Source organism: Geodermatophilus sp. SYSU D00079 (assembly GCF_054050635.1).
This window is the reverse complement of record NZ_JBJGZS010000005.1, coordinates 108,661-129,988: the sequence shown is the minus strand read 5'-3', so window position 1 is coordinate 129,988 and position 21,328 is coordinate 108,661. Positions and strand designations below refer to the sequence as shown.

Sequence of the window (21,328 nt, the reverse complement as noted above, 5' to 3'; positions counted from 1 at the left end):
GGACGACGTGACCGGGCTGGCGCGGTCACGCGGGAAGACTGCACCGCCGGTCGGCGGCGCCAGCGAGGAGGACTCTGTGACCGCAGCGCACCCGTACGACACCCAGATCCGTGCGCTCTACACGTCGTTCCTCGACGGCTGGAACCGGCGCAGCGGAGCCGCGGTCGCAGCCGGCTTCGCCGACGACGGGGACATCGTGGGCTACGACGGCACCCTCCAGCACGGCCGGCTGGCCATCGCCGCGCACCTGCGGCAGGTCTTCGCCAGCCACCCGACCCAGACCTACGTCGGGGTCGTCCGGTCGGTCCGGCCGATCGCGCCCGACGTCGCGGTCCTCATCGCCCACGCCGGGATGATCCCCCCGGGGGCCAACGACCTCGACCCGCGCCTGCACACCGTCCACACCCTGGTCGCCGTCGACGAGGGCGGCGGCCGCTGGCGGATCTCCCTCCTGCAGGCCACGCCGGCCGCCTGGCACCAGCACCCCGAGGCGCGCGAGGCGCTCACCCAGGAGCTGCGCGGGCTGCTGGCGCCCCAGTGACCCAGGCGGCGCCGGTGCTGGTGACCGTCGACGAGTTCTGCGGCGGACAGCCGGGCCTGGTCGTGCTCGACGTCCGGTGGTCGCTGGGCGACCCCGGTGGGCGCGACCGGTACCGCGCCGGGCACCTCCCCGGGGCGGTCTTCGTCGACCTCGACGACGAGCTCAGCGGACCCCCGTCCGCGGCCGAGGGCCGGCACCCCCTCCCGTCGTTACAGCGACTGCAGGCCGCGGCGCGGCGGTGGGGTCTGCACGACGGCGACCCCGTCGTCGTCTACGACGACGCCGGGGGGCTGGCCGCGGCCCGCGCCTGGTGGCTGCTGCGCTGGGGTGGACTGGCCGACGTCCGGCTGCTCGACGGCGGCCTCGCCGCGTGGAGCCGGGCCGGCGGCCGGCTGGACACCGGGGACGTCGTCCCGGAGCCGGGCGACGTGACCCTCCGCGGCGGGGGCATGCCGGTGCTGTCGATCGACGAGGCCGCCGCGTTTCCCGCCGCCGGTGGGATCCTGCTCGACGCGCGCGCCGGCGAGCGCTACCGGGGGGAGATGGAGCCGGTCGACCCGCGCGCCGGGCACGTGCCCGGCGCGGTGAGCGCGCCGACGACGGACAACCTCGACGGCGACGGACGGTTCCGTGCAGCCGCTGTACTCGCCGCCCGGTTCGCCGACCTGGGCATCGTGCCGGGCCGGCCGGTCGCTGCGTACTGCGGTTCCGGCGTCACCGCCGCCCACGAGGTCGCGGCGCTGGCCGTGGCCGGGTTCGACGCCGCCCTGTGGCCGGGGTCGTGGTCCCAGTGGTCCAGCGACCCCGGCCGCCCGGTCGCGACCGGCCCGCAGCCCTAGCGGCCGCCGGTCACCGCCGCCGCGGCGGTGTCGTCGTCGCCTGCACCCCGCGGCGCGGTGGCGTCGGCGTCGCACTGCCGGTGCTCGGCGCAGCCGGCGAGGGCGAGGGGGACGGTGAGGGCGAGGGGGACGGTGAGGGCGACGGCGTGGGCGTCGGGGACGGGGCGGTGCCCCCGGCGCCGCCCGGCAGCGGCTGGGGAGGGACGCCGAGCGGGTCGTTCTCCGGGGTGTCCGCACCCACCCGGAACTGGAACATCATGTCGTGGTCCTCGTGGCTGGTGTTGTGGCAGTGGATCATGTACCGGCCGGTGCGGCGGATCGGCTCCTGGCCGGGTGCGGGCACGAGGGCCCCGCCGAAGCGGGCGATGATCCGCACCGTCTCGTTCTCCCCGAGGTAGACCACGTCCTTGGGCCCTCGCTCGTACGGCTCCGGCGGCCTGCCGTCCCGGTCGAGGATCTTGAAGTCGACCAGGTGCACGTGGATGGGGTGGAACCAGCCGCCGGAGTTGTTCTGCAGCTCCCACAGCTCGACGTCGCCCGGCTCCGGGTTGGCGAGCACGTCCCGGAACTCCGACGCCTCCACGTCGGCCCACGTCTTGCGGTCAATCGTCCACTCCCCGCCCTGGCGCTCGAAGCGCAGCTGCCGGGTGCGCACGGCGTCGGCGGGCCCGAGCTCCATGAGCGGCTTCTCGGGGAGCGACGGCTCGGCGATCCGGGGGAGGGCGATGGGGGCGTCCGGGACGCTGGCCTCGGCCACCACCTGGAACGCCATCACCTTGTTCGTGTGGTCGTAGTCGATCGCGTTGTCCACCCCGAGGTTGCGCAGCTCGACACGCTGGCCGATGCGGTAGTTCGAGAAGTCGATGACGACCTCGTAGCGCTCGGCCATCCCTGCGGTGAGCGTGGTGACCGGCTGGGGTTCGGGCATCAGGCCGCCGTCGGTGGCGACCACCGTCATCGGCGCGGCGGGGGAGAGCTGCAGCTTGTAGGCGCGGCCCAACGACGCGATGAGGATGCGGAAGCGGTACTGCCGCCGTTCGACCTGCATCAACGGCCACGGCCGGCCGTTGACCAGGATGACGTCACCGGCCAGGCCGGACTCGCTGTGGTCCTCGAACAGCAGCTGGCCGGACTTGGTGAAGGCGGCGTCGCTGATGACCAGGGGGACGTCGAACCGGCCGCTGGGCAGCTGCCCGTCCACGGGGTTGCGCAGGACGTACAGCCCGGCCAGCCCCATGTAGACGTTCTCGGTCGTGTGGTGCACGGCGTGGTCGTGGTACCAGATCGTGCGTTCTTCCTCGATGTTGTCGTAGAGGTAGTCCTTGAACTGGCCCGGCCGCATGAGGTCGTTGGCGTACCCGTCGTACTGCGGCAGCGACGGCGCCCCGTGCAGGTGCGTGGAGGTGGTGGCCTCGTACCGCAGCGTGGGGTGGGTCGCGGGCAGCCGGTTGATCTGGCGGACGGCGATCGGCGTGCCCCGTGTCGCCCGGATCGTGGGCCCCGGGAAGGACCCGTTGTAGCCCCACATCGTCGTCCGGAAGCCGGGCAGGATGCTGGCCGAGAACGACCTCTGCTCCAGGACGTACAGGGGCCGCACCTGCCCACCGGTCGTGACGGTGCCCGTGGGCGCCAGGTCGGGCGGCAGGGCGAACGGCGTGGTGTACGGCCGCGGCAGCTGCTCCTCCTTGAGCTCGGACGCCCGCTTGGCGGCCAGGGCGCCCGGGAGGAAGGGGAGGGTCAGCGCCGCGGTCCCCAGGACGCCGACCTTGAGGGCGTCGCGGCGGGTGAGGGTGTGCTGGTGGTCCATGCTCCGGATCCCTCTGTTCGAGATCCCCCGTGCGTGGAACAGCGTCGACCGGATCGTCCCGACCGTGTACCCGAGGTCGGGGGAGGGGGGTGCACCCGCAAGCTGGGGAGCAAGGCTGCTCCCTTCCCGGTGCGGGCACGCTCAGCCCGGGGTGGGCGGGCCCTCCGGCAGGACGCGGAGCACCCCGGTGACGACCACGTCGTGCTCCAGCGCCGGGTCCTCGCGCCGGTGGAGGCCGAGCTCGACCACGCGGCCGTCGCGGGGATCGTCCGGCCGGTCGTCCCCGGCGGTGCCCAGCACGGTGACCAGGCCGTCGACGGTGGGCTGCCAGAGCCCGGCCCAGTGGGACCCCGGAGGCACCGCGAAGGACAGCTCCAGGGCGACCGGTCCGTCCGGCACGGGTTCCTGCCCCGCGAGCTGTGCGCGCACCTGGGCGGTGAACTCCGGGGAGCCGACGGAGGTGTCGGTGCGGACGGCGAACGTGCGGTCACCGCCGGGTTGCGCCACCGGCTCCGCGGCCGCGCACCGCAGGACGGTGTCCGTGCCCGGGGCCTTGGTGGCCCAGACGCTGGCGAACTCCCAGCCGCCGTGCGGGCCCAGCCACTCCACCAGCGGGACCAGGTAGTGGGCCAGCGCGTACTGGTCGAGCATCCGGACGTCGTCGGCCAGCCCGACGTCCAGGCGCAACGCCGTGGGGCCGCACCCCTCGGGCGCCGGGCCGAGCACCTGCTGGGCGTGGGTGACCAGGGCCCGGACGTGCACCTGGTCGGGGTGCCCGGTCGCCATCCAGCCGGCCAGACGCGGGGCGATGCCCAGGGGGGTGCCCTCTGCCTCGGGGCGGGCGAAGAAGACGGCGTCGGCACCCATGTCGCGAGCCTCGCCTGCCGGCACCGGTCGGACAACCCGAGCCGGCACGGGGCCGACGCTCAGGCCGCAGCCTCGAGGGGACGGTCGGCCGCGGCGGGGGTGGCCGCCCGGCGGCGCGTGGCGGCCGCCCCGGTGGCGACCAGCAGCAGGCCCGCGACGGCCCACCCGGTGAGGACGAGCAGCGGGGTCGCGGCGCCGGCGCCGTCGAACCAGGACACCGAGCGCAGCAGCGAGCCGGTGGCGCCGGGGGGCAGCAGCTGGCCGAGCGTGCCCCAGCCGGGGGGCAGGAGCTCCGGCGCGGAGGTCAGCCCCGACAGCGGGTTGCCCAGCAGCACGACGGTGGCCGCGCCGAGGGCGAAGCCCGGTGTGCCGGCGACGGTCACCAGGCCGAGCAGGGCCAGCGCGGTGGCCGCGATGCCGAGGGCCGCGACACCGGTGACAGCCCACCAGCCGCCGGTCAGGGAACCCAGCCAGGTGCCGAGCACGGTCGCGGTCACCATGCCGCCGGCCAGCGCCATGCCCAGTGCCGCGGCGATCCGCTGGCGGGTCCGGGACAGCAGGCGCACGGTCAGCGCGGCGGTGGCGATGCCGCCGATCGCCAGGGGGAGGCCGCCGGCAGCCAGGCCGGCCCCGCGCGGGTCGGCCTCCGGCGTGGGGACGACGTCCTCCACGGGGACGGTCGTGCCGGTCGCGGCGCCGAGACCGAGTGCCACCTGGCCGAGCGCCTGGGCGACCGCCGGGCTCGCGGCCGAGGCGACCAGTACCCGGGGCCCGTCGGCGCCGGCCACGACGGCCCCGTAGACCTCGCGGTCACGGACGGCCTCGAGCGCCGCCGCCTCGTCGGCGACGGTGCGGACGTCGAACGCGCCCGGCTCCCGTGCCGTCAGGGCCTGGGTCAGCGGCTCGGTGGCCGCAGGAGGACCGGCGACGGCGACGGGGAGGTCGCGGGGCTCCGAACGGACCGCGGGCCAGGCGAACGCGGTCAGCAGGACGGTCAGCAGGACCGCGAAGAGGGCGACCAGGCCCGGGACGAGACGGGCGCCGTGAGCGGTGGGCGTGGGGGACATCGGACCTCCCGAGTGAAAAACGAACGACCGTTCTCCTTCGGGGACGAGACTCCTCGCTCGGTGCCGCGACGTCAAGAACGAACGTCCGTTCTACGATCCCGTCCGTGCCCCGTGTCTCCGAGGACCACCTCGCCGCCCGCCGCGAGCAGATCCTGGACGCCGCGATCGTGCGGTTCGCCGAGAACGGTTTCCAGGCCACCGGCATGGCCGAGGTGATCGCCGAGTCGGGGCTGTCGGCCGGGGCCGTCTACCGCTACTTCGCCAGCAAGGACGACCTGGTGCGCGCCATCGTCGACCGCGTCATGGGGGAGGCGGTGCGGCGGTTCGACCAGTGGCTGGCCGAGTCCGACGAACCGGATCCCGCCGAGGCGGTCGCGGCGGCGGTCGACCTGGTCGCCACCGTGGCCGCCAGCCGGCCGGTCGACGTGACGCGGGTCGCGGTCCAGGCCTGGGCCGAGGCGTTGCGCAACCCCGCGGTGCACGACGTGGCCCGCGGCGCCTACACCGGCATCCGTGGCCGGCTGCAGGAGGTGGCGGTGCGCGCCCAGCGGGCCGGCCGCCTGTCGCACGACGCCGATCCGCACCAGGTGGGCGCGGCGATGTTCTCGCTGGCGCTGGGGTTCCTGCTGCAGCGGCTCCTGCTGGGTGACGTGCCGGCGCCGGCCTACGCCGACGGGGTCCGGGCGTTGCTCGGCGGGGGGTCGGCGGGCGGGGAGCCGACGACCGCGGCGGACGCCACCGCGTCGTAGCGGTCCAGCAGCACCGCGGCGATCTGCTGGTCGGGCAGGAGGGGAGCGGTGACCGCGTCGGCGCCCGCGCCGGCGAGCTTGTCGTGGAAGTGCCCCGGCGCCAGCAGGTAGGCCGCGACGACGACCCGTTCGGCCCCCGCCCGGCGGGCGGCGGTCACCGCGTCGGCGACCGGCGGCCGGGCCGCGGAGCCGTAGCCGGTGGTCACCGGGCCGGCCCAGGAGCGCTGGAGGAGGTCGGCGGTCTCCTCGACGTCGGCCACCGAACGGGGGTCGCTGGAGCCGGCCGCGGCCAGCACCACCGCGGTGAACGGGTCGCGGGGGTCGGCCCCTGCTTCCCGCAGCCGGTCGTCGAGCACCGCGGCCAGCCGTGGGTCCGGTCCGAGCGGCCGGGCGGCCACCGCACCCGCACCGCCCTCGACGGCCCGTGCGATGTCCACGTGCACGTGGTACCCGCCGCTGAGCAGCAGGGGCACGACGACCGCGGCCCGGCCGGCGGCCCGCAGCTCCGCCACGACGTCGGCCACCGTCGGGGGCTGGACGTCGACGAACGCCGCGGTGGTGGTCAGGCCGGGGCGCAGGGCGCGGGCGGCCAGGGCGAGCTCGGCGACCAGCCGGCGGCCGGTGGGGTTGCGGGTGCCGTGCGCGCAGGCGACGAGCACGGGGGGAGGGGTGGCCGGCCCGCTCACGGGCTGCGCAGCCGGCCGCCGTCCACGGGCACCATGGTCCCGGTGACGTAGGAGGCGGCGGGGGAGAGGAGGAACGCCGCGACGCGGCCGAACTCCTCCGGGCGCCCGTACCGCCGCAGCGGGATCGACGCCTCGGTCGCGCGCCGTGCGGCGTCGGGGTCGGGCTTCTGCGAGTCGATCTCGACGATCCGGTCGGTGGCGGTGGCACCGGGGAGCAGGCCGAGCACGCGGATCCCCCGCGGACCCAGCTCGTCGGACAGGCCCTTGGCGGTCATCGCGATCCCCGGCCGCAGCCCGTTGGAGACCGCCAGGCCCTCCAGGGGCTGGCGCACCGACGTGGACAGCACGAAGCCGATCGCCGCACCCTCGCGCAGGTGCGGGACCAGTGCCTTCACCACCCGCAGCGGGCCCAGCAGCAGCGCCTCGACGCCGTCCCGCCAGTGCTGCTCGGCGGTGTCGAGGACGCTGCCGGGCGCCGGCCCGCCGACCGAGATCAGCGCGCCGTGCACCTCGCCCAGCCGGTCCAGGGCCGCCTCGACCAGCCGGTCGGCGGCCCCGGGGTCGGCGAGGTCGGCGGCCTCGCCGTACGCCGCCGGCGCGCCACCCAGCTCCTCGGCGGCCGCGGCGACGGCACCGGGGGCCCGGGAGCTCACCAGCACCCGGGCCCCGTCGTCGACCAGGGCCCGGGCGGTCGCGAAGCCCAGCCCCCGGCTCGCGCCGGTGAGCAGGTACCCGCGACCACCCAGGCCCAGGTCCATCAGTTCGCCGAGCCCCGCAGCGAGCGCAGGACGTACTGCATGATCCCGCCGTTGCGGTAGTAGTTCGCCTCACCGGGGGTGTCGATGCGGACGACGGCGTCGAACTCCACGTCGCCGGCCTGCACCTTCACCGTGCGCGGGGTCTCGCCGTCGTTGAGGGCGGTGATCCCGGTGATGGTGAACTCCTCGTCGCCGGTCAGGCCGAGCGACTCCCGGGTCTGACCCTCGGGGAACTGCAGCGGCAGCACGCCCATGCCGATGAGGTTGGAGCGGTGGATGCGCTCGTAGCTCTCGGCGATGACGGCCTTGACGCCCAGCAGCGCGGTGCCCTTGGCCGCCCAGTCGCGCGAGGAGCCCGAGCCGTACTCCTTGCCGGCCAGGACGACCAGCGGGATCCCCTGCTCCTGGTAGGCGACCGACGCGTCGTAGATCGACGTCGTCTCACCGGTGAGGTGGTTCTTGGTGACCCCACCCTCGGTACCGGGCACCAGCAGGTTGCGCAGCCGGATGTTGGCGAACGTGCCGCGGATCATCACCTCGTGGTTCCCGCGCCGGGAGCCGTAGGAGTTGAAGTCGCGGCGCTCGACGCCGTGCTCCTGCAGGTACCGGCCGGCCGGGCTGTCGGCCTTGATGGAGCCGGCCGGGGAGATGTGGTCGGTGGTCACCGAGTCGCCGAGCACCGCGAGGGTGCGGGCGCCGGAGATGTCCTGCACGGGGGCCGGCGTCTCCGGCATGCCCTCGAAGTACGGGGGCTTGCGGACGTAGGTGCTCTCCGGGTCCCACTCGAAGGTGCTCCCGGTCGGCGTGGGCAGGTTCTGCCACTGCTCGGTGCCGGCGAAGACGTCCTCGTAGCTGCGGCCGAACTGCTCGGCCGAGATGGCCTCGTCGATGACCCGCTGGACCTCCTGCGGCGAGGGCCAGATGTCGCGCAGGTAGACGTCCTGCCCGTCCTTGCCCTTGCCCAGTGGCTCGGAGGTGATGTCGAGGTCCATCGAGCCGGCCAGCGCGTAGGCGATCACCAGCGGCGGGCTGGCCAGGTAGTTCATCTTGACGTCCGGGTTGATCCGGCCCTCGAAGTTGCGGTTGCCCGACAGCACCGAGACGACGGCGAGGTCGGCCTCGTTCACCGCCGCCGACACCGGCTCCGGCAGCGGGCCGGAGTTGCCGATGCAGGTGGTGCAGCCGTAGCCGACCAGGAAGAAGCCCAGCTTCTCCAGGTACGGGGTCAGGCCGGACTTCTCGTAGTAGTCGGTGACGACCTTCGAGCCCGGCGCCAGCGTCGTCTTCACCCACGGCTTGCTCGACAGGCCCGCCTCGACGGCCTTCTTGGCCAACAGCGCCGCACCGATCATGACCTGCGGGTTCGACGTGTTGGTGCACGAGGTGATCGCGGCGATCACCACGTGACCGTGGTCGACGTAGGTCTCCGTGCCGTCCTCGAGCACCACCCGGGTGGGCTTCGACGGGCGGTCCGGGACGCGGTCGGGGATGACGTGGTGCGGCTTGCCGGCGTCGCCGTTGCCGTGCGCGAAGGGGCTCACCGGGTCCGAGGCGGGGAAGGACTCCTCCGAGGCCTCGTCGACGGCCGACTCGGTGTCGCGCGGGGCGTCGTCGTCGTCCTTCTGCATCTCGTCGACCGGCGCGTACGTGGGCAGCGCCTGCCGGAAGGAGGCCTTGGCGTCGGACAGCGCGACGCGGTCCTGGGGGCGCTTGGGGCCGGCGATCGACGGGACGACGGTGGCGAGGTCGAGCTCGAGGTACTCGGAGAACGCCGGCTCGCGGGACGGGTCGTGCCAGAGGCCCTGCTCCTTGGCGTAGGCCTCGACCAGGGCCACCTGCTCGGCGCTGCGGCCGGTCAGTCGCAGGTAGCCGATGGTCTCCTCGTCGATGGGGAACATCGCCGCGGTCGAGCCGAACTCGGGGCTCATGTTGCCGATCGTGGCGCGGTTGGCCAGCGGGACGGCGGAGACGCCCTCGCCGTAGAACTCGACGAACTTCCCGACCACGCCGTGCTGGCGCAGCATCTCGGTGATCGTGAGCACCAGGTCGGTGGCGGTGGAGCCCTCGGGCAGCTGGCCGGTCAGCTTGAAGCCGACGACCCGCGGGATGAGCATCGAGACCGGCTGGCCGAGCAGCGCCGCCTCGGCCTCGATGCCGCCGACGCCCCAGCCCAGCACGCCCAGGCCGTTGACCATCGTGGTGTGCGAGTCGGTGCCGACGCAGGTGTCGGGGTAGGCGACGACGCGGTCGCCCTCCTGGCGCGGGAAGACCACGCGGGCCAGGTGCTCGATGTTGACCTGGTGCACGATTCCCATGCCCGGGGGGACGACCACGAAGTCGTCGAAGGCGCCCTGGCCCCAGCGGAGGAACTGGTAGCGCTCCCCGTTGCGCTGGAACTCGATCTCGACGTTGCGCTCGAAGGAGTCCGGGGTGCCGAAGACGTCGGCGATCACCGAGTGGTCGATGACCATCTCGGCCGGCGCGAGCGGGTTGATCTTGCTCGGGTCGCCGCCGATCTCGGCCATGGCCTCGCGCATGGTGGCGAGGTCGACGATGCACGGGACGCCGGTGAAGTCCTGCATGACCACGCGGGCCGGGGTGAACTGGATCTCCTGGTCCGGCTGGGCGTCCGGGTCCCAGTTCGCCAACGCCCGGATGTGGTCCGCGGTGATGTCCGCGCCGTCCTCGGTGCGCAGCAGGTTCTCGAGGAGGACCTTCAGGCTGAAGGGCAGCTTCTCGGAGCCCTCCACCGCGTCGAGCCGGTAGATGTCGTAGTCGGTGCCGTCGACGCTCAGCGTCGCCCGTGCACCGAAGCTGTCCTTGCTGGCTGCCACGTCTCTGCGCCTACCCCTCGCTGGTCTGTCGCGCTGCTTGCCACCCCCGATCATCCCAGCCGCCCGCCACCCCCGCGCAGGTGAGGCGACCCTTGCCTACGTCGGGGTGGTCCGACGCGTCCGTCCGGCCACCTGGTCGGGGGGCCGCCGACACGCCACCGGTCGCGGGACGGGGAGCCGGGACCGCGCGCCCACCGGACCGTCAGCGGGTGCCGCACGCTCCTACGGTGGACGGCGTGACGACCGGTGCCGTGCCCGACCCGCTGCCCGCCTGGCTGACCACCGCCGAGCGGGTCACCGTGCTCACCGGCGCCGGGATCTCCACCGACAGCGGCATCCCCGACTACCGCGGCCCGAACGGTGTCTGGACCAGGGACCCGGACGCCGAGAAGCTCGTGACGCTGTCGTACTACGTGGCCGACCCCGACATCCGGCGCCGGGCCTGGCTCATGCGCCGTGACCTGCAGGTGGGCGACGTCCACCCCAACGCCGGGCACCGTGCCCTGGTGGAGCTCGAGCGGCAGGGCCGGCTGCGCGGACTGCTCACCCAGAACATCGACGGGCTGCACCAGGCCGCCGGGTCCTCGCCGGAGCTGGTCCGGGAGCTGCACGGCACGGTGCACGAGGTCGAGTGCCTGTCCTGCCGCGACCGGACGACGATGGACGAGGCGCTGGCCCGGGTGGACGCCGGCGAGCCCGACCCGGCGTGCCTGCGCTGCGGCGGCATCCTCAAGTCGGCCACGATCAGCTTCGGCCAGGTGCTCGACCCCGCCGTCGTCGAGGCCGCGGTCGAGGCCGCGACCGACTGCGACGTCTTCCTCGCCGTCGGCACCTCCCTCACCGTGCACCCCGCCGCGGGCCTCACCGACCTCGCCGCCGGGGCCGGCGCGCGGGTCGTCGTCGTCAACGCCCAGCCCACGCCCTACGACGACCTCGCCGACCTCGTCGTCCGGGAGCCGATCGGCACCGCGCTGCCGCGCCTGGTCGCGCGCTGAGCGGCGGACCCGGTCCGCGGACCTGCCCGCACGGCCCCGTGCCCGATAGCGTGACGGGGACCACGTCGAGCGGCTGGCCCCGGCTCCGGGGGGCGGCCACAGCACCGGGGAGCCCGACATGCACGTGCCCTTGACCACCCGTGACTTCCTGGACCGCGCCGAGCTCGTCTACGGCGACCGGGTCGGCATCGTCGACGAGCCCAACCAGCCGGCGCCGTCCACCGGCGAGCTCACCTACCGCGAGGTGGCCCGGCGCGGGCGCGCCCTGCAGGCCGGGCTCGACGCGCTCGGGGTGGGCGAGGGGGAGCGGGTGGCGATCGTCAGCCACAACGCCGGCCGGCTGCTGGAGTGCCTGCTCGCCCTCCCGTCGTCGGGCCGGGTGGCCGTCCCGGTCAACTTCCGGCTGCAGCCGGAGGAGGTGAGCTACATCGTCGGCCACTGCGGCGCGCGGGTGCTGCTGGTCGACCCGGAGCTGGAGCCGGCCCTCAAGAGCGTGGAGGCCGAGCACAGGTTCACGACCGGCGAGGAGTACGAGCAGCTGCTCCGCTTCGACACCGAGCCGCGGCCGTGGTCGGAGCCGGACGAGGAGGCCACGGCCACCATCAACTACACCAGCGGGACGACGGCGCGGCCCAAGGGCGTGCAGATGACCCACCGCAACGAGTGGGTCAACGCCGTCACCTTCGCGATGCACATGCAGATCAGCGACCGCGACGTCTACATGCACACCCTGCCGATGTTCCACTGCAACGGCTGGGGGCTGCCGTACTCCACGACCGGCCTCGGCGCCCGCCAGGTGGTGCTGCGCAAGGTCGACGGCGCGGAGATCCTCCGCCGGGTCGAGCAGCACGGGGTCACCGTCATGGCCGGCGCCCCCGCGGTGTGGAACGCCGTGCTCGACGCCGCCGCGGACTGGCAGGGCGAGATCCCCGGCCGCGACCGGGTGCGGATCATCGTCGCCGGGGCGCCGCCGCCCTCGCGCACCATCGCCCGGGTCGAGGCCGAGCTCGGCTGGGAGTTCAACCAGATCTACGGCCTCACCGAGACCGCGCCGTTGCTCACCATCAACCGCCCGCGCGAGGAGTACGACCAGCTGCCCCCGGAGGAGCGGGCCAAGCGGCTGTCCCGGGCCGGGGTGCCGGCGCTGGGCACCCGGCTGACCACCAGCGAGTCCGGCGAGGTGCTGGCCCAGGGCAACACCGTCCTGGCCGGCTACTGGGAGAACCCCGACGCCACGGCCGAGGCCCTGGAGGGCGGCTGGTTCCACACCGGGGACGGCGGCACGATCGACGAGGGCGGCTACCTCACCATCTCCGACCGCAAGAAGGACGTGATCATCACCGGCGGGGAGAACGTCTCCTCCATCGAGGTGGAGGACGCCGTCTTCAGCCACCCGGCGGTCGCGGAGGTCGCGGTCATCGGCGTCCCCGACGACAAGTGGGGGGAGATGGTGACCGCGATCGTCGTCCTGGCCGAGGGGCAGTCGGCCACGGCCGAGGAGATCATCGCCCACTGCCGGCAGCGCATCGCCACGTACAAGGCGCCCAAGCGGGTGGAGTTCGCCGACGAGCTGGCCCGCACCGCCACCGGGAAGATCCAGAAGTTCAAGCTGCGCGAGGCGTTCTGGTCCACGTCGGACCGTCAGGTGAACTGACCCGACATCACCCGGCCGGGTGAGGGCCCCCTCAACTCCCTCCCCGGCCGGGTCGATCCCGCACCAGGAAGCGCCCTCCGGGGTGCGTCGGTGCAGGGTCGAAGAGGGGTCGGTTCGTGGACAGCGCAGCGCGTACGCAGCAGGACGGGGCGAGGGGCAGGGGTCCCCGCTGGCTCCGCCGTGTCGGGACGGCCGCCGCCGCGTTCCTCGTCGTCGGCCTGGCACCGGGGACGGCGGCAGCCACCCCCGGGGACGACGCGGTCGCGGCCGCGCGCGGTGAGCGCGACGCCGCCGCGGCGCGGGTGGGCGCGCTGAGCGCCCAGCTGGCCGAGGCCGAGGCCGCCGCCGCAGGGGCGCACCAGGCCGCCCAGATCGCCCTGCAGGAGTACGAGGAGCGCCGCGCCGCGCAGCAGGAGGCGCAGGCCGCGGCGGACGCCGCCGCCGAGGCTCAGGCCGCGGCGGAGGCGGAGCTGGCGCGCGGGCGCGCGCAGGTCGTGGCCTTCGCGCGGTCGAGCTACATGCAGGGCAGCACCGCGCCCGGCGCCGCGGCCCTCATGAGCGCCGAGGGCCCGGCCCAGCTGGTGGAGCGCGCGGCGCTCCTGGACGCCGCCGGCTCCCACCGCGTGGACGTCCTCACCCAGCTGACCGTGCTGGAGGAGCAGGCCACCGCCGCCGAGGGCGCGGCCCGGGCGGCCGTGCAGGAGGCCACCGAGCTGGAGACGGCGGCCGGGGAGGCCCTCGCCGCCGCCCAGCAGCAGGAGATCTCCGCCCGCGCCCAGGCCGCGGCGCTCAGCGAGCAGCGGGTCACGCTGGAGGCCGAGCTCGCCGCGGCGCAGGAGGCCCTCTACGGCGCCGAGGGTGCCCGGGACGCCGCTGCGGCGGCTGCCGCGGCCGCCGAGGCGGCCCGGTCCCGCCCGCCGGCGCCCCCGGCGTCGGCGGGCTCGTCGTCGGGCAGCTCGGGCAGCGCGTCCTCGGGCGGTTCGTCCTCGGGGAGCTCCGGGTCGGGCGGTTCGTCCTCCGGGCGGCCCTCGTCCGGGGGCTCGTCGTCGGGCGGCTCGTCCTCGGGGGGCTCGGCGGGGCCCTCCACCAACACCACCGCCGGGGCCCCCACGGGGTCGGCCGTGCAGACCGCGATCGCCGCGGCCAGGTCCCAGCGGGGGCTGCCCTACAGCTGGGGTGGCGGCGGCAGCCGGGGCCCGTCGTTCGGCATCACGCCGGACACCGCGGTCTTCGGCTTCGACTGCTCGGGCCTGACCGAGTACGCCTACGCGCAGGCCGGCATCGCCATCGGCGGCACCAGCCGGGACCAGTACTGGCGGTTCCGCGACCGCACCGTGGCCGCCTCGGACCTGCAGGCCGGTGACCTGGTGTTCTGGGCCTCCGGCTCGGCCTACACCTCGATCTACCACGTGGCGCTCTACATCGGCGGCGGCCAGGTCATCCAGGCCCCGCAGAGCGGCGACGTCGTCCGGATCTCGTCGATGTGGTACGGCTCGGACTACTTCGGGGCCGTGCGCCCCACCGGCTGAGCGGGACCCCGGGACGGGGCCCGTAGAGCGGGGCAGAAGGGCGTCGGGCAGCCACGGGGGGAGCTGCCCGACGCAGGATCGAGGCTAGCAGCCAGGAGTGCCCACGGGCAGGGGTGTGCACACGCCACGCGGACGGTCGGCGGGGCGGACGCACGGGGACGCCGGCTCGCCCGGTGGGGGAGGGCGCAGCGCGTCCAGGAAGCGTCCAGCTCCGTGTAGGACACTGGCTGCGACGGGACGACCCCCAGCGAGGAGACCGCGTGACCAGCGCCGCCAGCACCCCCCTCGAGCAGACCGCCGGCGCGACCGCCGTCGGTCAGCCGGTCCCGCCGTCGGCCGACGCCGCCCGCCTGGAGCGGGTGCTCTTCGAGATCAAGCGGGTCATCGTGGGCCAGGACCGGCTGGTCGAGCGGATGCTCGTCGCCCTGCTCGCCCGCGGCCACGTGCTGCTGGAGGGCGTGCCCGGGGTGGCCAAGACCCTGGCGGTGGAGACGCTGGCCACGGTGGTCGGCGGGAAGTTCGCCCGCCTGCAGTTCACCCCCGACCTGGTGCCCGCCGACATCATCGGCACCCGCATCTACAAGGCCGGCCAGGACGCCTTCGACACCGAGCTCGGGCCGGTGTTCGCCAACTTCGTCCTCACCGACGAGATCAACCGCGCGCCGGCGAAGGTGCAGTCGGCGCTGCTGGAGGTCATGGCCGAGAAGCAGGTCTCCATCGGCGGGGTCACCCACCCCCTGCCCGACCCGTTCCTCGTCCTGGCCACGCAGAACCCGATCGAGTCCGAGGGCGTCTACCCGCTGCCGGAGGCCCAGCGCGACCGCTTCCTCATGAAGGTGCTCGTGGACTACCCGAGCCCCGAGGAGGAGCGGGAGATCATCTACCGGATGGGCTCGACGCCGCCGGTGGCCGAGACCGTCCTCGGCCCGGCCGACCTCGTCCGGATGCAGCGCACCGCCTCGCAGGTGTTCGTCCACCACGCGCTGGTCGACTACGTCGTCCGCCTGGTGGTGGCCACCCGCGCGCCGCGCGAGCACGGCATGGAGGACGTCGCGTCGTGGGTCTCCTACGGCGCCAGCCCGCGCGCCTCGCTCGGGCTGATCGCGGCCAGCCGGGCACTGGCGCTGGTCCGCGGCCGCGACTACGTGCTCCCGCAGGACGTCCTCGACGTCACCGCCGACGTCCTGCGCCACCGCCTGGTGCTGTCCTACGACGCCCTGGCCGACGGCGTGCCCGCCGACCACGTGGTCAAGCGGATCCTGCAGACGGTGCCGCTGCCGCAGGTCACCCCCCGGCAGCGGGCCGGTGGCTTCGGCCCGAGCGTCCCGGGTGGGCCGGCCGTGCCGCAGTTCGCGCCGCCGCAGGGGCCGCCGCAGTTCGGCCCGGGGCAGCCGGGGCCGCAGTTCGGACCACCGCAGGGCCAGCCCGTGCCGCCGTTCGGCGCCGGCCCGGCCGGTGCCCCGGGCCCGAACGGTCCGCAGGGTCAGCCGGCTCCGCAGGGTCAGCCGGCTCCGCAGGGCCACCCCGGCGGGGCGCCGCAGGGCGAGCCCGGCCCCACCGGCAACGGCTACGCGCGCGGGTCCGCACCGGCGTGATCCTGCGTCGCCGCACGGCGGCCCCCGCGGACCCGGAGCCGCCCGGGCGGGCACCGACCCCCGGCTCCGGCATCGACCCGGGCGCCGGGGACGGCGCGCCGCCGCACTTCGCCGAGGGCCCGGCCGACGTCCTGCTGCAGCGGCTGGAGCTGACCATCCGGCGCCGCCTCGACGGGCTGCTGCAGGGCGACCACCTGGGGCTGGTCCCGGGCTCGGGCAGCGAGGCCGGGGACTCCCGCACCTACCACCCCGGCGACGACGTCCGGCGGATGGACTGGCCGGTCACCGCGCGCACCCTCGTGCCGCACGTGCGCGAGACGATCGCCGACCGCGAGCTGGAGACGTGGGCGGTCGTCGACCTCTCGGCCAGCCTCGACTTCGGCACCGCCCTGTGCCAGAAGCGCGACCTGGCCATCGCCGGGCTGGCCGCGGTGAGCCACCTGACCGTCCGGGGCGGCAACCGCCTCGGGGCCGTGGTGACCACCGGCGAGCGGATCGACCGCTACCCGGCCGGTTCCGGGCGGCTGGCCGCCGACCGGCTGCTGCGCGCCGTCGTCGCCACCCCACGGGCGGCCGGCGGCCGCCGCGGTGACCTCGCCGCCGCGCTCGAGTCGCTGCGCCGGCCGCAGCGGCGCCGCGGCCTCGTGGTCGTCGTGTCGGACTTCCTGGGCGACAGCGACTGGGAGCGCCCGCTGCGCGGCCTGTCCGCGCGGCACGAGCTGCTGGCCATCGAGGTGGTCGACCCGCGGGAGCTGGAGCTGCCCGACGTCGGCCTGCTCACCGTCGTCGACCCCGAGAGCGGGCAGACGCTGGAGGTGCCGACCGGCGACGCGGAGTTCCGCGCCCGGTTCGCCGCCGGCGCCGCCGCCCAGCGCCGGGGCATCGCCGCGGCCCTGCGCCGGGCCGGCGCCGGGCACCTGCAGCTGCGCACGGACCGCGACTGGCTCATGGACGTCGTCCGGTTCGTCGCCGAGCGCCGGCGTGCCGGCAGCGGAGGAGCCGCACGATGACCTTCCAGGCCCCGCTGTGGCTGCTGGCCCTGCTCGCCGTCGTGGCGCTGGTCGCGCTGTACGTGGTGCTGCAGCTGCGCCGCAAGGCCTACGCCGCCCGGTTCACCAACGTCGCCCTGCTCGACACGCTCGTGCCCAGGCGGCCGGGGTGGCGGCGGCACCTGGCCTTCGCCCTGGTCGCGCTCGGCATGGCCGCGCTGCTGGTGTCGCTCGCCGTCCCCTCCACCGAGGTCCGGGTGCCGCGGGAACGGGCGACGGTGGTCATGGCCGTCGACGTGTCGCTGTCCATGCAGGCCACCGACATCGAGCCCAGCCGGTTCGAGGCGATGCAGAAGGCGGCCAAGGAGTTCGTCGACGTCCTGCCGCCGCGGATCAACCTCGGGCTGGTGTCCTTCGCCGGGACGGCGACCACGCTGGTCACGCCCACCACCGACCGCGGTCAGGTGCGGGCCGCGATCGACAACCTCGACCTGGCCGAGTCGACCGCCATCGGCGAGGCGGTGTTCACCTCGCTGACCGCCATCCAGAACTACCAGGCGGCGCTGGACTCCACCGAGGAGGAGCTGCCGCCGGCGCGGATCGTGCTGCTCTCCGACGGGTACAACACCGTCGGCCGCGACGACACCCAGGCCATCGACGCCGCCGTCGACGCGGGCATCCCGGTCTCCACCATCGCGTTCGGCACCGACTACGGCACCCTCGACCTCGACGGCGAGCGGGTGCCGGTGCCGGTGGACCGCGAGACCCTGGAGCGGGTCGCCGACGAGACCGGCGGCAGCTACAGCGAGGCGGCCAGCGCCGCGGAGCTCGAGCAGGTCTACGAGGACCTCGGCAGCCAGATCGGCTACACCACCGAGCCCCGCGACGTGAGCTACTGGTTCGTCCGCGGAGGTGTGCTCGCCGCCCTGGTCGGCCTCGTCCTCAGCCTGCTCTGGACCAGCCGCATCGTGTGAGCGGAGTGGCCGGGGAGCGGTTCCCGCGGCCCGGCCACTCCGCTCAGCGCGCGGGGTCGAGGGTGAGCTTGCCGGTGGTGCGGCGGGCGAGCAGGTCCTGGTGCGCCTCGCGGACGGCGGTCAGCGGGTAGCGGCCCCCGGGGATCGGCCGCAGCGACCCGTCGGCGACCAGGGCCAGCAGCTCGGTCATCGCGGCGTCCATCATGTGCGGCCGGGTCATGCAGTGGGCCAGCCAGAAGCCGATGACCGCGCGGCTCCGCTGCATGAGCGCCCCCGGCGGCACCGCCCGGGTCTCCTGGCGGGCGGCCATGCCGTAGGTGACCAGCCGGCCGAAGGGGGCCAGCGCCGACAGCGCGCCGGTGAAGACGTTGCCGCCGGTCATCTCCAGGACGACGTCCACGGGCCTGCCGCCGTTGGCCTCGCGCAGCGCGGCGGTGAACGCCTTCGGGTCGTCGTCGGCGAGAGCCGGGTCGATGCTCGCGTCGGCGCCGAGCTCCTCGGTCAGCGCCCGCTTCTCCGCGCTGGAGGCGGTGGCGATCACCCGACCGGCGCCCCAGCGGCGGGCGAGCTGGACCGCCAGCGAACCGACCCCACCGGCGCCGGCGACCACCACGACGGTCTCGCCGGTGGCCAGGTGCGCGCTGGTGCGCAGCAGGTGCCAGGCGGTCGACCCCTGGAGGACGACGGCCAGCGCCTGCTCGTCGGTCACGCCGTCGGGGACCTCCCAGGTCAGCCGCGGATGGGCGGCGACCCGCTGCGCGTACCCGCCTCCGTCGAGCAGCCCGACCACCCGCGGTCCGCCGCCGGCCGGCGTCCCGACGAACTCCGCGCCGGGGACGAGCGGCAGCTGCTGTGGCGCCAGATAGCTGTCCTCGACCTGGTGGGTGTCGGCGAAGTTCACGCCGGCGGAGGAGACGTCGAACAGCTGCTGGCCGTCACCGGGGACGGGGTCGGGCAGGTCGACGACGTCGAGGACCTCGGGCCCGCCGAAGCGGGTGATCTGCACGGCTCGCATGGTCGGAGGCTAGGGCTCCCGTGGGGCGAGCGGGACGGGGAGCGGACCGAGGTCGATGCTCGCGGCCGATGAGGGCGGAGCGGGCGGCCCGCCCATCACCGCTGCCGAGGAGCGTCGGCGCGACGCGCTCACGGTCGGACGCTCGCGGCCGCCGGGGTGGCCCGCCCGGACCACCAGACCGGCGGCGCAGAGGCGGTCGAGGCGCTGCGCCGCCAGTCGCGAGGCGTCGTCCCGGAGGCCTGCCGGGAGCGGCGGCTGGAGTACGACGGATCGGTGAACCCCCAGCACCGTGCGACGACGGCGATCGGACGATCGCGGTGGGCGAGGTCGGACAGGTCCCGCCGCGCTCCCTCCAGCCGCTGGCGGATCGTCCACCTGGACGGCGAAGGAGACCACCGGCGCGGCGTCGGTGCCGATCTGGCGGCGCGAGCGGCTCAGCGTCAGCTCCCCGGACAGTTCCAGCCGCACCACCGAGACGCCGCCGAGGTCCCAGGTGTCGAGCCGTGCCCGGGCGGGCTGACGCGGGTCGTGGAAGCGGGTGCGGGAGACCGGAGCGGCCTCGAGCCGCTCGGCCACCTGGGCGGGCCGGCGTGCGGCGGGGTCCAGTCGGTCGGTGTCGAGGAGGGTGACCACCGGGGCTCCCTGCGCGAGGACACGGCGGGTCGGGACCGGGGCGGTGGTGGTTCCCGGCGGTTCCGGTGTGGAGGCGCCCGGGAGCGGCGCAGGGGCGGCAGGCAGGGCCCGAAGTCGGTCACTCAGGGCACACCTCCCGGACATCCGCCGGCCCTAGCGTCGGGAGCGGCTCGCGGACCGCCGGGCCACAGGTCGGTGTCCACGACACCGGGAGCAGGAGGCTCACCCATGCCCGTCATCACGACCGCCGATGGAACCGAGATCTACTACAAGGACTGGGGCAGCGGCCAGCCGATCGTCTTCAGCCACGGCTGGCCGCTGTCGGCGGACGACTGGGACACCCAGATGATGTTCTTCCTGCGGCAGGGCTACCGCGTCATCGCGCACGACCGGCGGGGCCACGGTCGCTCGGCGCAGGTCAGCGACGGGCACGACATGGACCACTACGCCGACGACCTGGCCGCGCTCGTCGCGCACCTCGACCTACGCGACGCCGTCCACGTCGGCCACTCCACCGGCGGGGGCGAGGTCGCGCACTACGTCGCCCGGCACGGCCAGGACCGGGTCGCGAAGGCGGTCCTGATCAGCGCGGTGCCGCCGATCATGGTGCAGACCGACGCCAACCCGGGCGGGCTGCCCAAGAGCGTCTTCGACGGCATCCAGGAGCAGGTGGCCGCCAACCGGTCGGCGTTCTACCGCGATCTCGCCGCCACCGCGTTCTACGGGTTCAACCGCCCTGGCGTGGAACCGATCGAGGCGGTCATCCAGAACTGGTGGCGGCAGGGGATGATGGGCGGCGCCAAGGCCCACTACGACGGTGTCGTCGCGTTCTCCCAGACCGACTTCACCGACGACCTGGAGAAGATCACCGTGCCCGTGCTGGTCATGCACGGCGACGACGACCAGGTCGTGCCCTATGCCGACTCCGGCCCGCTCTCGGCCGAGCTCCTGCCGAACGGGACGTTGAAGACCTACGCCGGCTTCCCGCACGGCATGCCGACCACGCAGGCCGAGACGATCAACGCCGACCTGCTGGCCTTCATCCAGGACTGATCTCGACGTGGGTCCCCTCAACGGGGACGACCACCCCTCGACGCCGTCGCAACGACGACCTCGACGGGCGTCCCGGGTGCACCGCCCGGGACGCCCATCGGTACGTCAGGTCATCGGGCGGTCTGCGCCTCCCGGCGCGGCAGCACCCAGTCGGGCCGCACGTAGTGGCAGGTGTAGCCGAAGGGGATCTTCTGCAGGTAGTCCTGGTGCTCCTCCTCGGCCTCCCAGAACGCACCGGCCGGCGCCACCTCGGTGACGACCTTGCCGGGCCACAGACCCGACGCGTCGACGTCGGCGATCGTGTCGAGCGCCACGCGGTGCTGCTCGTCGCTGGTGTAGAAGATCGCCGAGCGGTAGCTCCGGCCGACGTCGTTGCCCTGCCGGTCCTTCGTCGACGGGTCGTGGATCTGGAAGAAGAACTCCAGCAGCTCCCGGAACGAGATCACCTCGGGGTCGAAGACGATCTCGACCGCCTCGGCGTGGTCGCCGTGGTCGCGGTACGTCGCGTTGGGCGTGTCGCCCCCGGAGTAGCCGACGCGGGTGGAGAGCACCCCGGGGCGCTTGCGCAGCAGCTCCTGGGCGCCCCAGAAGCAGCCGCCGGCGAGGATCGCGGTCTCAGTGGTCACGTGTGCCTCCTTCTGTGTCCAGCACGACGGGTGAACACCGCGACCGGTGCCCGGGCTTCCCACCTCGCGTCTCGCCTCCGGCCCGGTCGGCGGGTCCGGCCGGCGGGGGTGCTGCGC

General features: G+C 74.7%; 19 protein-coding genes. 10 read left to right on the top strand and 9 right to left on the bottom strand.

The window, feature by feature from the left end:
• The first annotated feature begins 76 nt into the window (after positions 1 to 76).
• Positions 77 to 541: an SgcJ/EcaC family oxidoreductase gene (locus tag ACI79E_RS06920; protein ID WP_456931788.1), complete on the top strand. Its 465-nt coding sequence runs from the start codon at positions 77 to 79 to the stop codon at positions 539 to 541.
• On the top strand, positions 538 to 1,380 hold the full coding sequence (locus ACI79E_RS06915; protein WP_456931787.1) for a sulfurtransferase: 843 nt from the start codon (positions 538 to 540) through the stop codon (positions 1,378 to 1,380). The genes ACI79E_RS06920 and ACI79E_RS06915 overlap by 4 nt, the downstream gene beginning before the upstream one ends.
• 10 nt (positions 1,381 to 1,390) lie before the next feature.
• Here ACI79E_RS06915 and ACI79E_RS06910 read toward each other — a convergent pair whose 3' ends face one another.
• From ACI79E_RS06910 to ACI79E_RS06900, 3 genes are all read right to left on the bottom strand, one after another.
• Positions 1,391 to 3,187 carry a multicopper oxidase family protein gene (locus ACI79E_RS06910; protein ID WP_456931786.1) on the bottom strand — a complete coding sequence of 599 codons (1,797 nt, stop codon included), beginning with the start codon at positions 3,185 to 3,187 and terminating at the stop codon, positions 1,391 to 1,393.
• 141 nt (positions 3,188 to 3,328) lie between these two features.
• Positions 3,329 to 4,054: a hypothetical protein gene (locus tag ACI79E_RS06905; RefSeq protein ID WP_456931785.1), complete on the bottom strand. Its 726-nt coding sequence runs from the start codon at positions 4,052 to 4,054 to the stop codon at positions 3,329 to 3,331.
• A 59-nt stretch (positions 4,055 to 4,113) separates the two neighbouring features.
• A complete protein-coding gene (locus ACI79E_RS06900) occupies positions 4,114 to 5,121 on the bottom strand; it encodes a hypothetical protein (protein ID WP_456931784.1) in 1,008 nt (335 codons plus the stop codon).
• A 104-nt stretch (positions 5,122 to 5,225) separates the two neighbouring features.
• Here ACI79E_RS06900 and ACI79E_RS06895 point away from each other — a divergent pair, with 104 nt between their 5' ends.
• Positions 5,226 to 5,870, top strand: coding sequence for a TetR/AcrR family transcriptional regulator (locus ACI79E_RS06895; protein WP_456931783.1), 645 nt, complete (start codon positions 5,226 to 5,228; stop codon positions 5,868 to 5,870).
• Here ACI79E_RS06895 and ACI79E_RS06890 read toward each other — a convergent pair.
• The 3 genes from ACI79E_RS06890 to ACI79E_RS06880 are packed head-to-tail and all read right to left on the bottom strand — an operon-like array spanning position 5,786 to position 10,148.
• On the bottom strand, positions 5,786 to 6,529 hold the full coding sequence (locus ACI79E_RS06890) for a sirohydrochlorin chelatase (protein WP_456931782.1): 744 nt from the start codon (positions 6,527 to 6,529) through the stop codon (positions 5,786 to 5,788). The genes ACI79E_RS06895 and ACI79E_RS06890 overlap by 85 nt on opposite strands.
• A gap of 23 nt (positions 6,530 to 6,552) precedes the next feature.
• A complete protein-coding gene (locus ACI79E_RS06885) occupies positions 6,553 to 7,314 on the bottom strand; it encodes an SDR family oxidoreductase (RefSeq protein ID WP_456931781.1) in 762 nt (253 codons plus the stop codon).
• Positions 7,314 to 10,148: an aconitate hydratase gene (locus ACI79E_RS06880; RefSeq protein ID WP_456931780.1), complete on the bottom strand. Its 2,835-nt coding sequence runs from the start codon at positions 10,146 to 10,148 to the stop codon at positions 7,314 to 7,316. The genes ACI79E_RS06885 and ACI79E_RS06880 overlap by 1 nt, the downstream gene beginning before the upstream one ends.
• A 236-nt stretch (positions 10,149 to 10,384) precedes the next feature.
• Here ACI79E_RS06880 and ACI79E_RS06875 point away from each other — a divergent pair, with 236 nt between their 5' ends.
• The 6 genes from ACI79E_RS06875 (at position 10,385) to ACI79E_RS06850 (ending at position 17,884) form a co-directional block, all read left to right on the top strand.
• Entirely contained in the window at positions 10,385 to 11,143 is a 759-nt protein-coding gene (locus ACI79E_RS06875; protein ID WP_456931779.1) for an SIR2 family NAD-dependent protein deacylase, read from the top strand.
• Positions 11,144 to 11,261: 118 nt separating this feature from the next.
• Entirely contained in the window at positions 11,262 to 12,797 is a 1,536-nt protein-coding gene (locus tag ACI79E_RS06870) for a long-chain-fatty-acid--CoA ligase (RefSeq protein ID WP_456931778.1), read from the top strand.
• 116 nt (positions 12,798 to 12,913) lie between these two features.
• Positions 12,914 to 14,326, top strand: coding sequence for a C40 family peptidase (locus ACI79E_RS06865; RefSeq protein ID WP_456931777.1), 1,413 nt, complete (start codon positions 12,914 to 12,916; stop codon positions 14,324 to 14,326).
• A gap of 260 nt (positions 14,327 to 14,586) precedes the next feature.
• Positions 14,587 to 15,921 (top strand): AAA family ATPase, encoded by a 1,335-nt coding sequence (locus tag ACI79E_RS06860; protein WP_456931776.1) that lies wholly within the window; start codon positions 14,587 to 14,589, stop codon positions 15,919 to 15,921.
• The gene (locus tag ACI79E_RS06855; RefSeq protein ID WP_456931775.1) at positions 15,918 to 16,931 is read left to right on the top strand and encodes a DUF58 domain-containing protein; all 1,014 of its coding nucleotides are present in this window, start codon (positions 15,918 to 15,920) and stop codon (positions 16,929 to 16,931) included. The genes ACI79E_RS06860 and ACI79E_RS06855 overlap by 4 nt, the downstream gene beginning before the upstream one ends.
• A complete protein-coding gene (locus tag ACI79E_RS06850) occupies positions 16,928 to 17,884 on the top strand; it encodes a VWA domain-containing protein (RefSeq protein WP_456931774.1) in 957 nt (318 codons plus the stop codon). The genes ACI79E_RS06855 and ACI79E_RS06850 overlap by 4 nt, the downstream gene beginning before the upstream one ends.
• Before the next feature lie 43 nt (positions 17,885 to 17,927).
• Here the strand turns inward: ACI79E_RS06850 and ACI79E_RS06845 are convergent, their stop codons facing one another.
• Together ACI79E_RS06845 and ACI79E_RS06840 are read right to left on the bottom strand one after the other, a co-directional pair.
• Positions 17,928 to 18,899: a quinone oxidoreductase family protein gene (locus tag ACI79E_RS06845; protein ID WP_456931773.1), complete on the bottom strand. Its 972-nt coding sequence runs from the start codon at positions 18,897 to 18,899 to the stop codon at positions 17,928 to 17,930.
• Between the two features lie 9 nt (positions 18,900 to 18,908).
• On the bottom strand, positions 18,909 to 19,532 hold the full coding sequence (locus tag ACI79E_RS06840) for a hypothetical protein (RefSeq protein WP_456931772.1): 624 nt from the start codon (positions 19,530 to 19,532) through the stop codon (positions 18,909 to 18,911).
• A 228-nt stretch (positions 19,533 to 19,760) separates the two neighbouring features.
• Here ACI79E_RS06840 and ACI79E_RS06835 point away from each other — a divergent pair, with 228 nt between their 5' ends.
• Positions 19,761 to 20,585: an alpha/beta fold hydrolase gene (locus ACI79E_RS06835; protein WP_456931771.1), complete on the top strand. Its 825-nt coding sequence runs from the start codon at positions 19,761 to 19,763 to the stop codon at positions 20,583 to 20,585.
• A 110-nt stretch (positions 20,586 to 20,695) separates the two neighbouring features.
• On the opposite strand, the gene msrA is transcribed toward ACI79E_RS06835, so the two are convergent.
• Positions 20,696 to 21,211: a peptide-methionine (S)-S-oxide reductase MsrA gene (gene msrA / locus ACI79E_RS06830; protein WP_456931770.1), complete on the bottom strand. Its 516-nt coding sequence runs from the start codon at positions 21,209 to 21,211 to the stop codon at positions 20,696 to 20,698.
• Positions 21,212 to 21,328 lie beyond the last annotated feature (117 nt).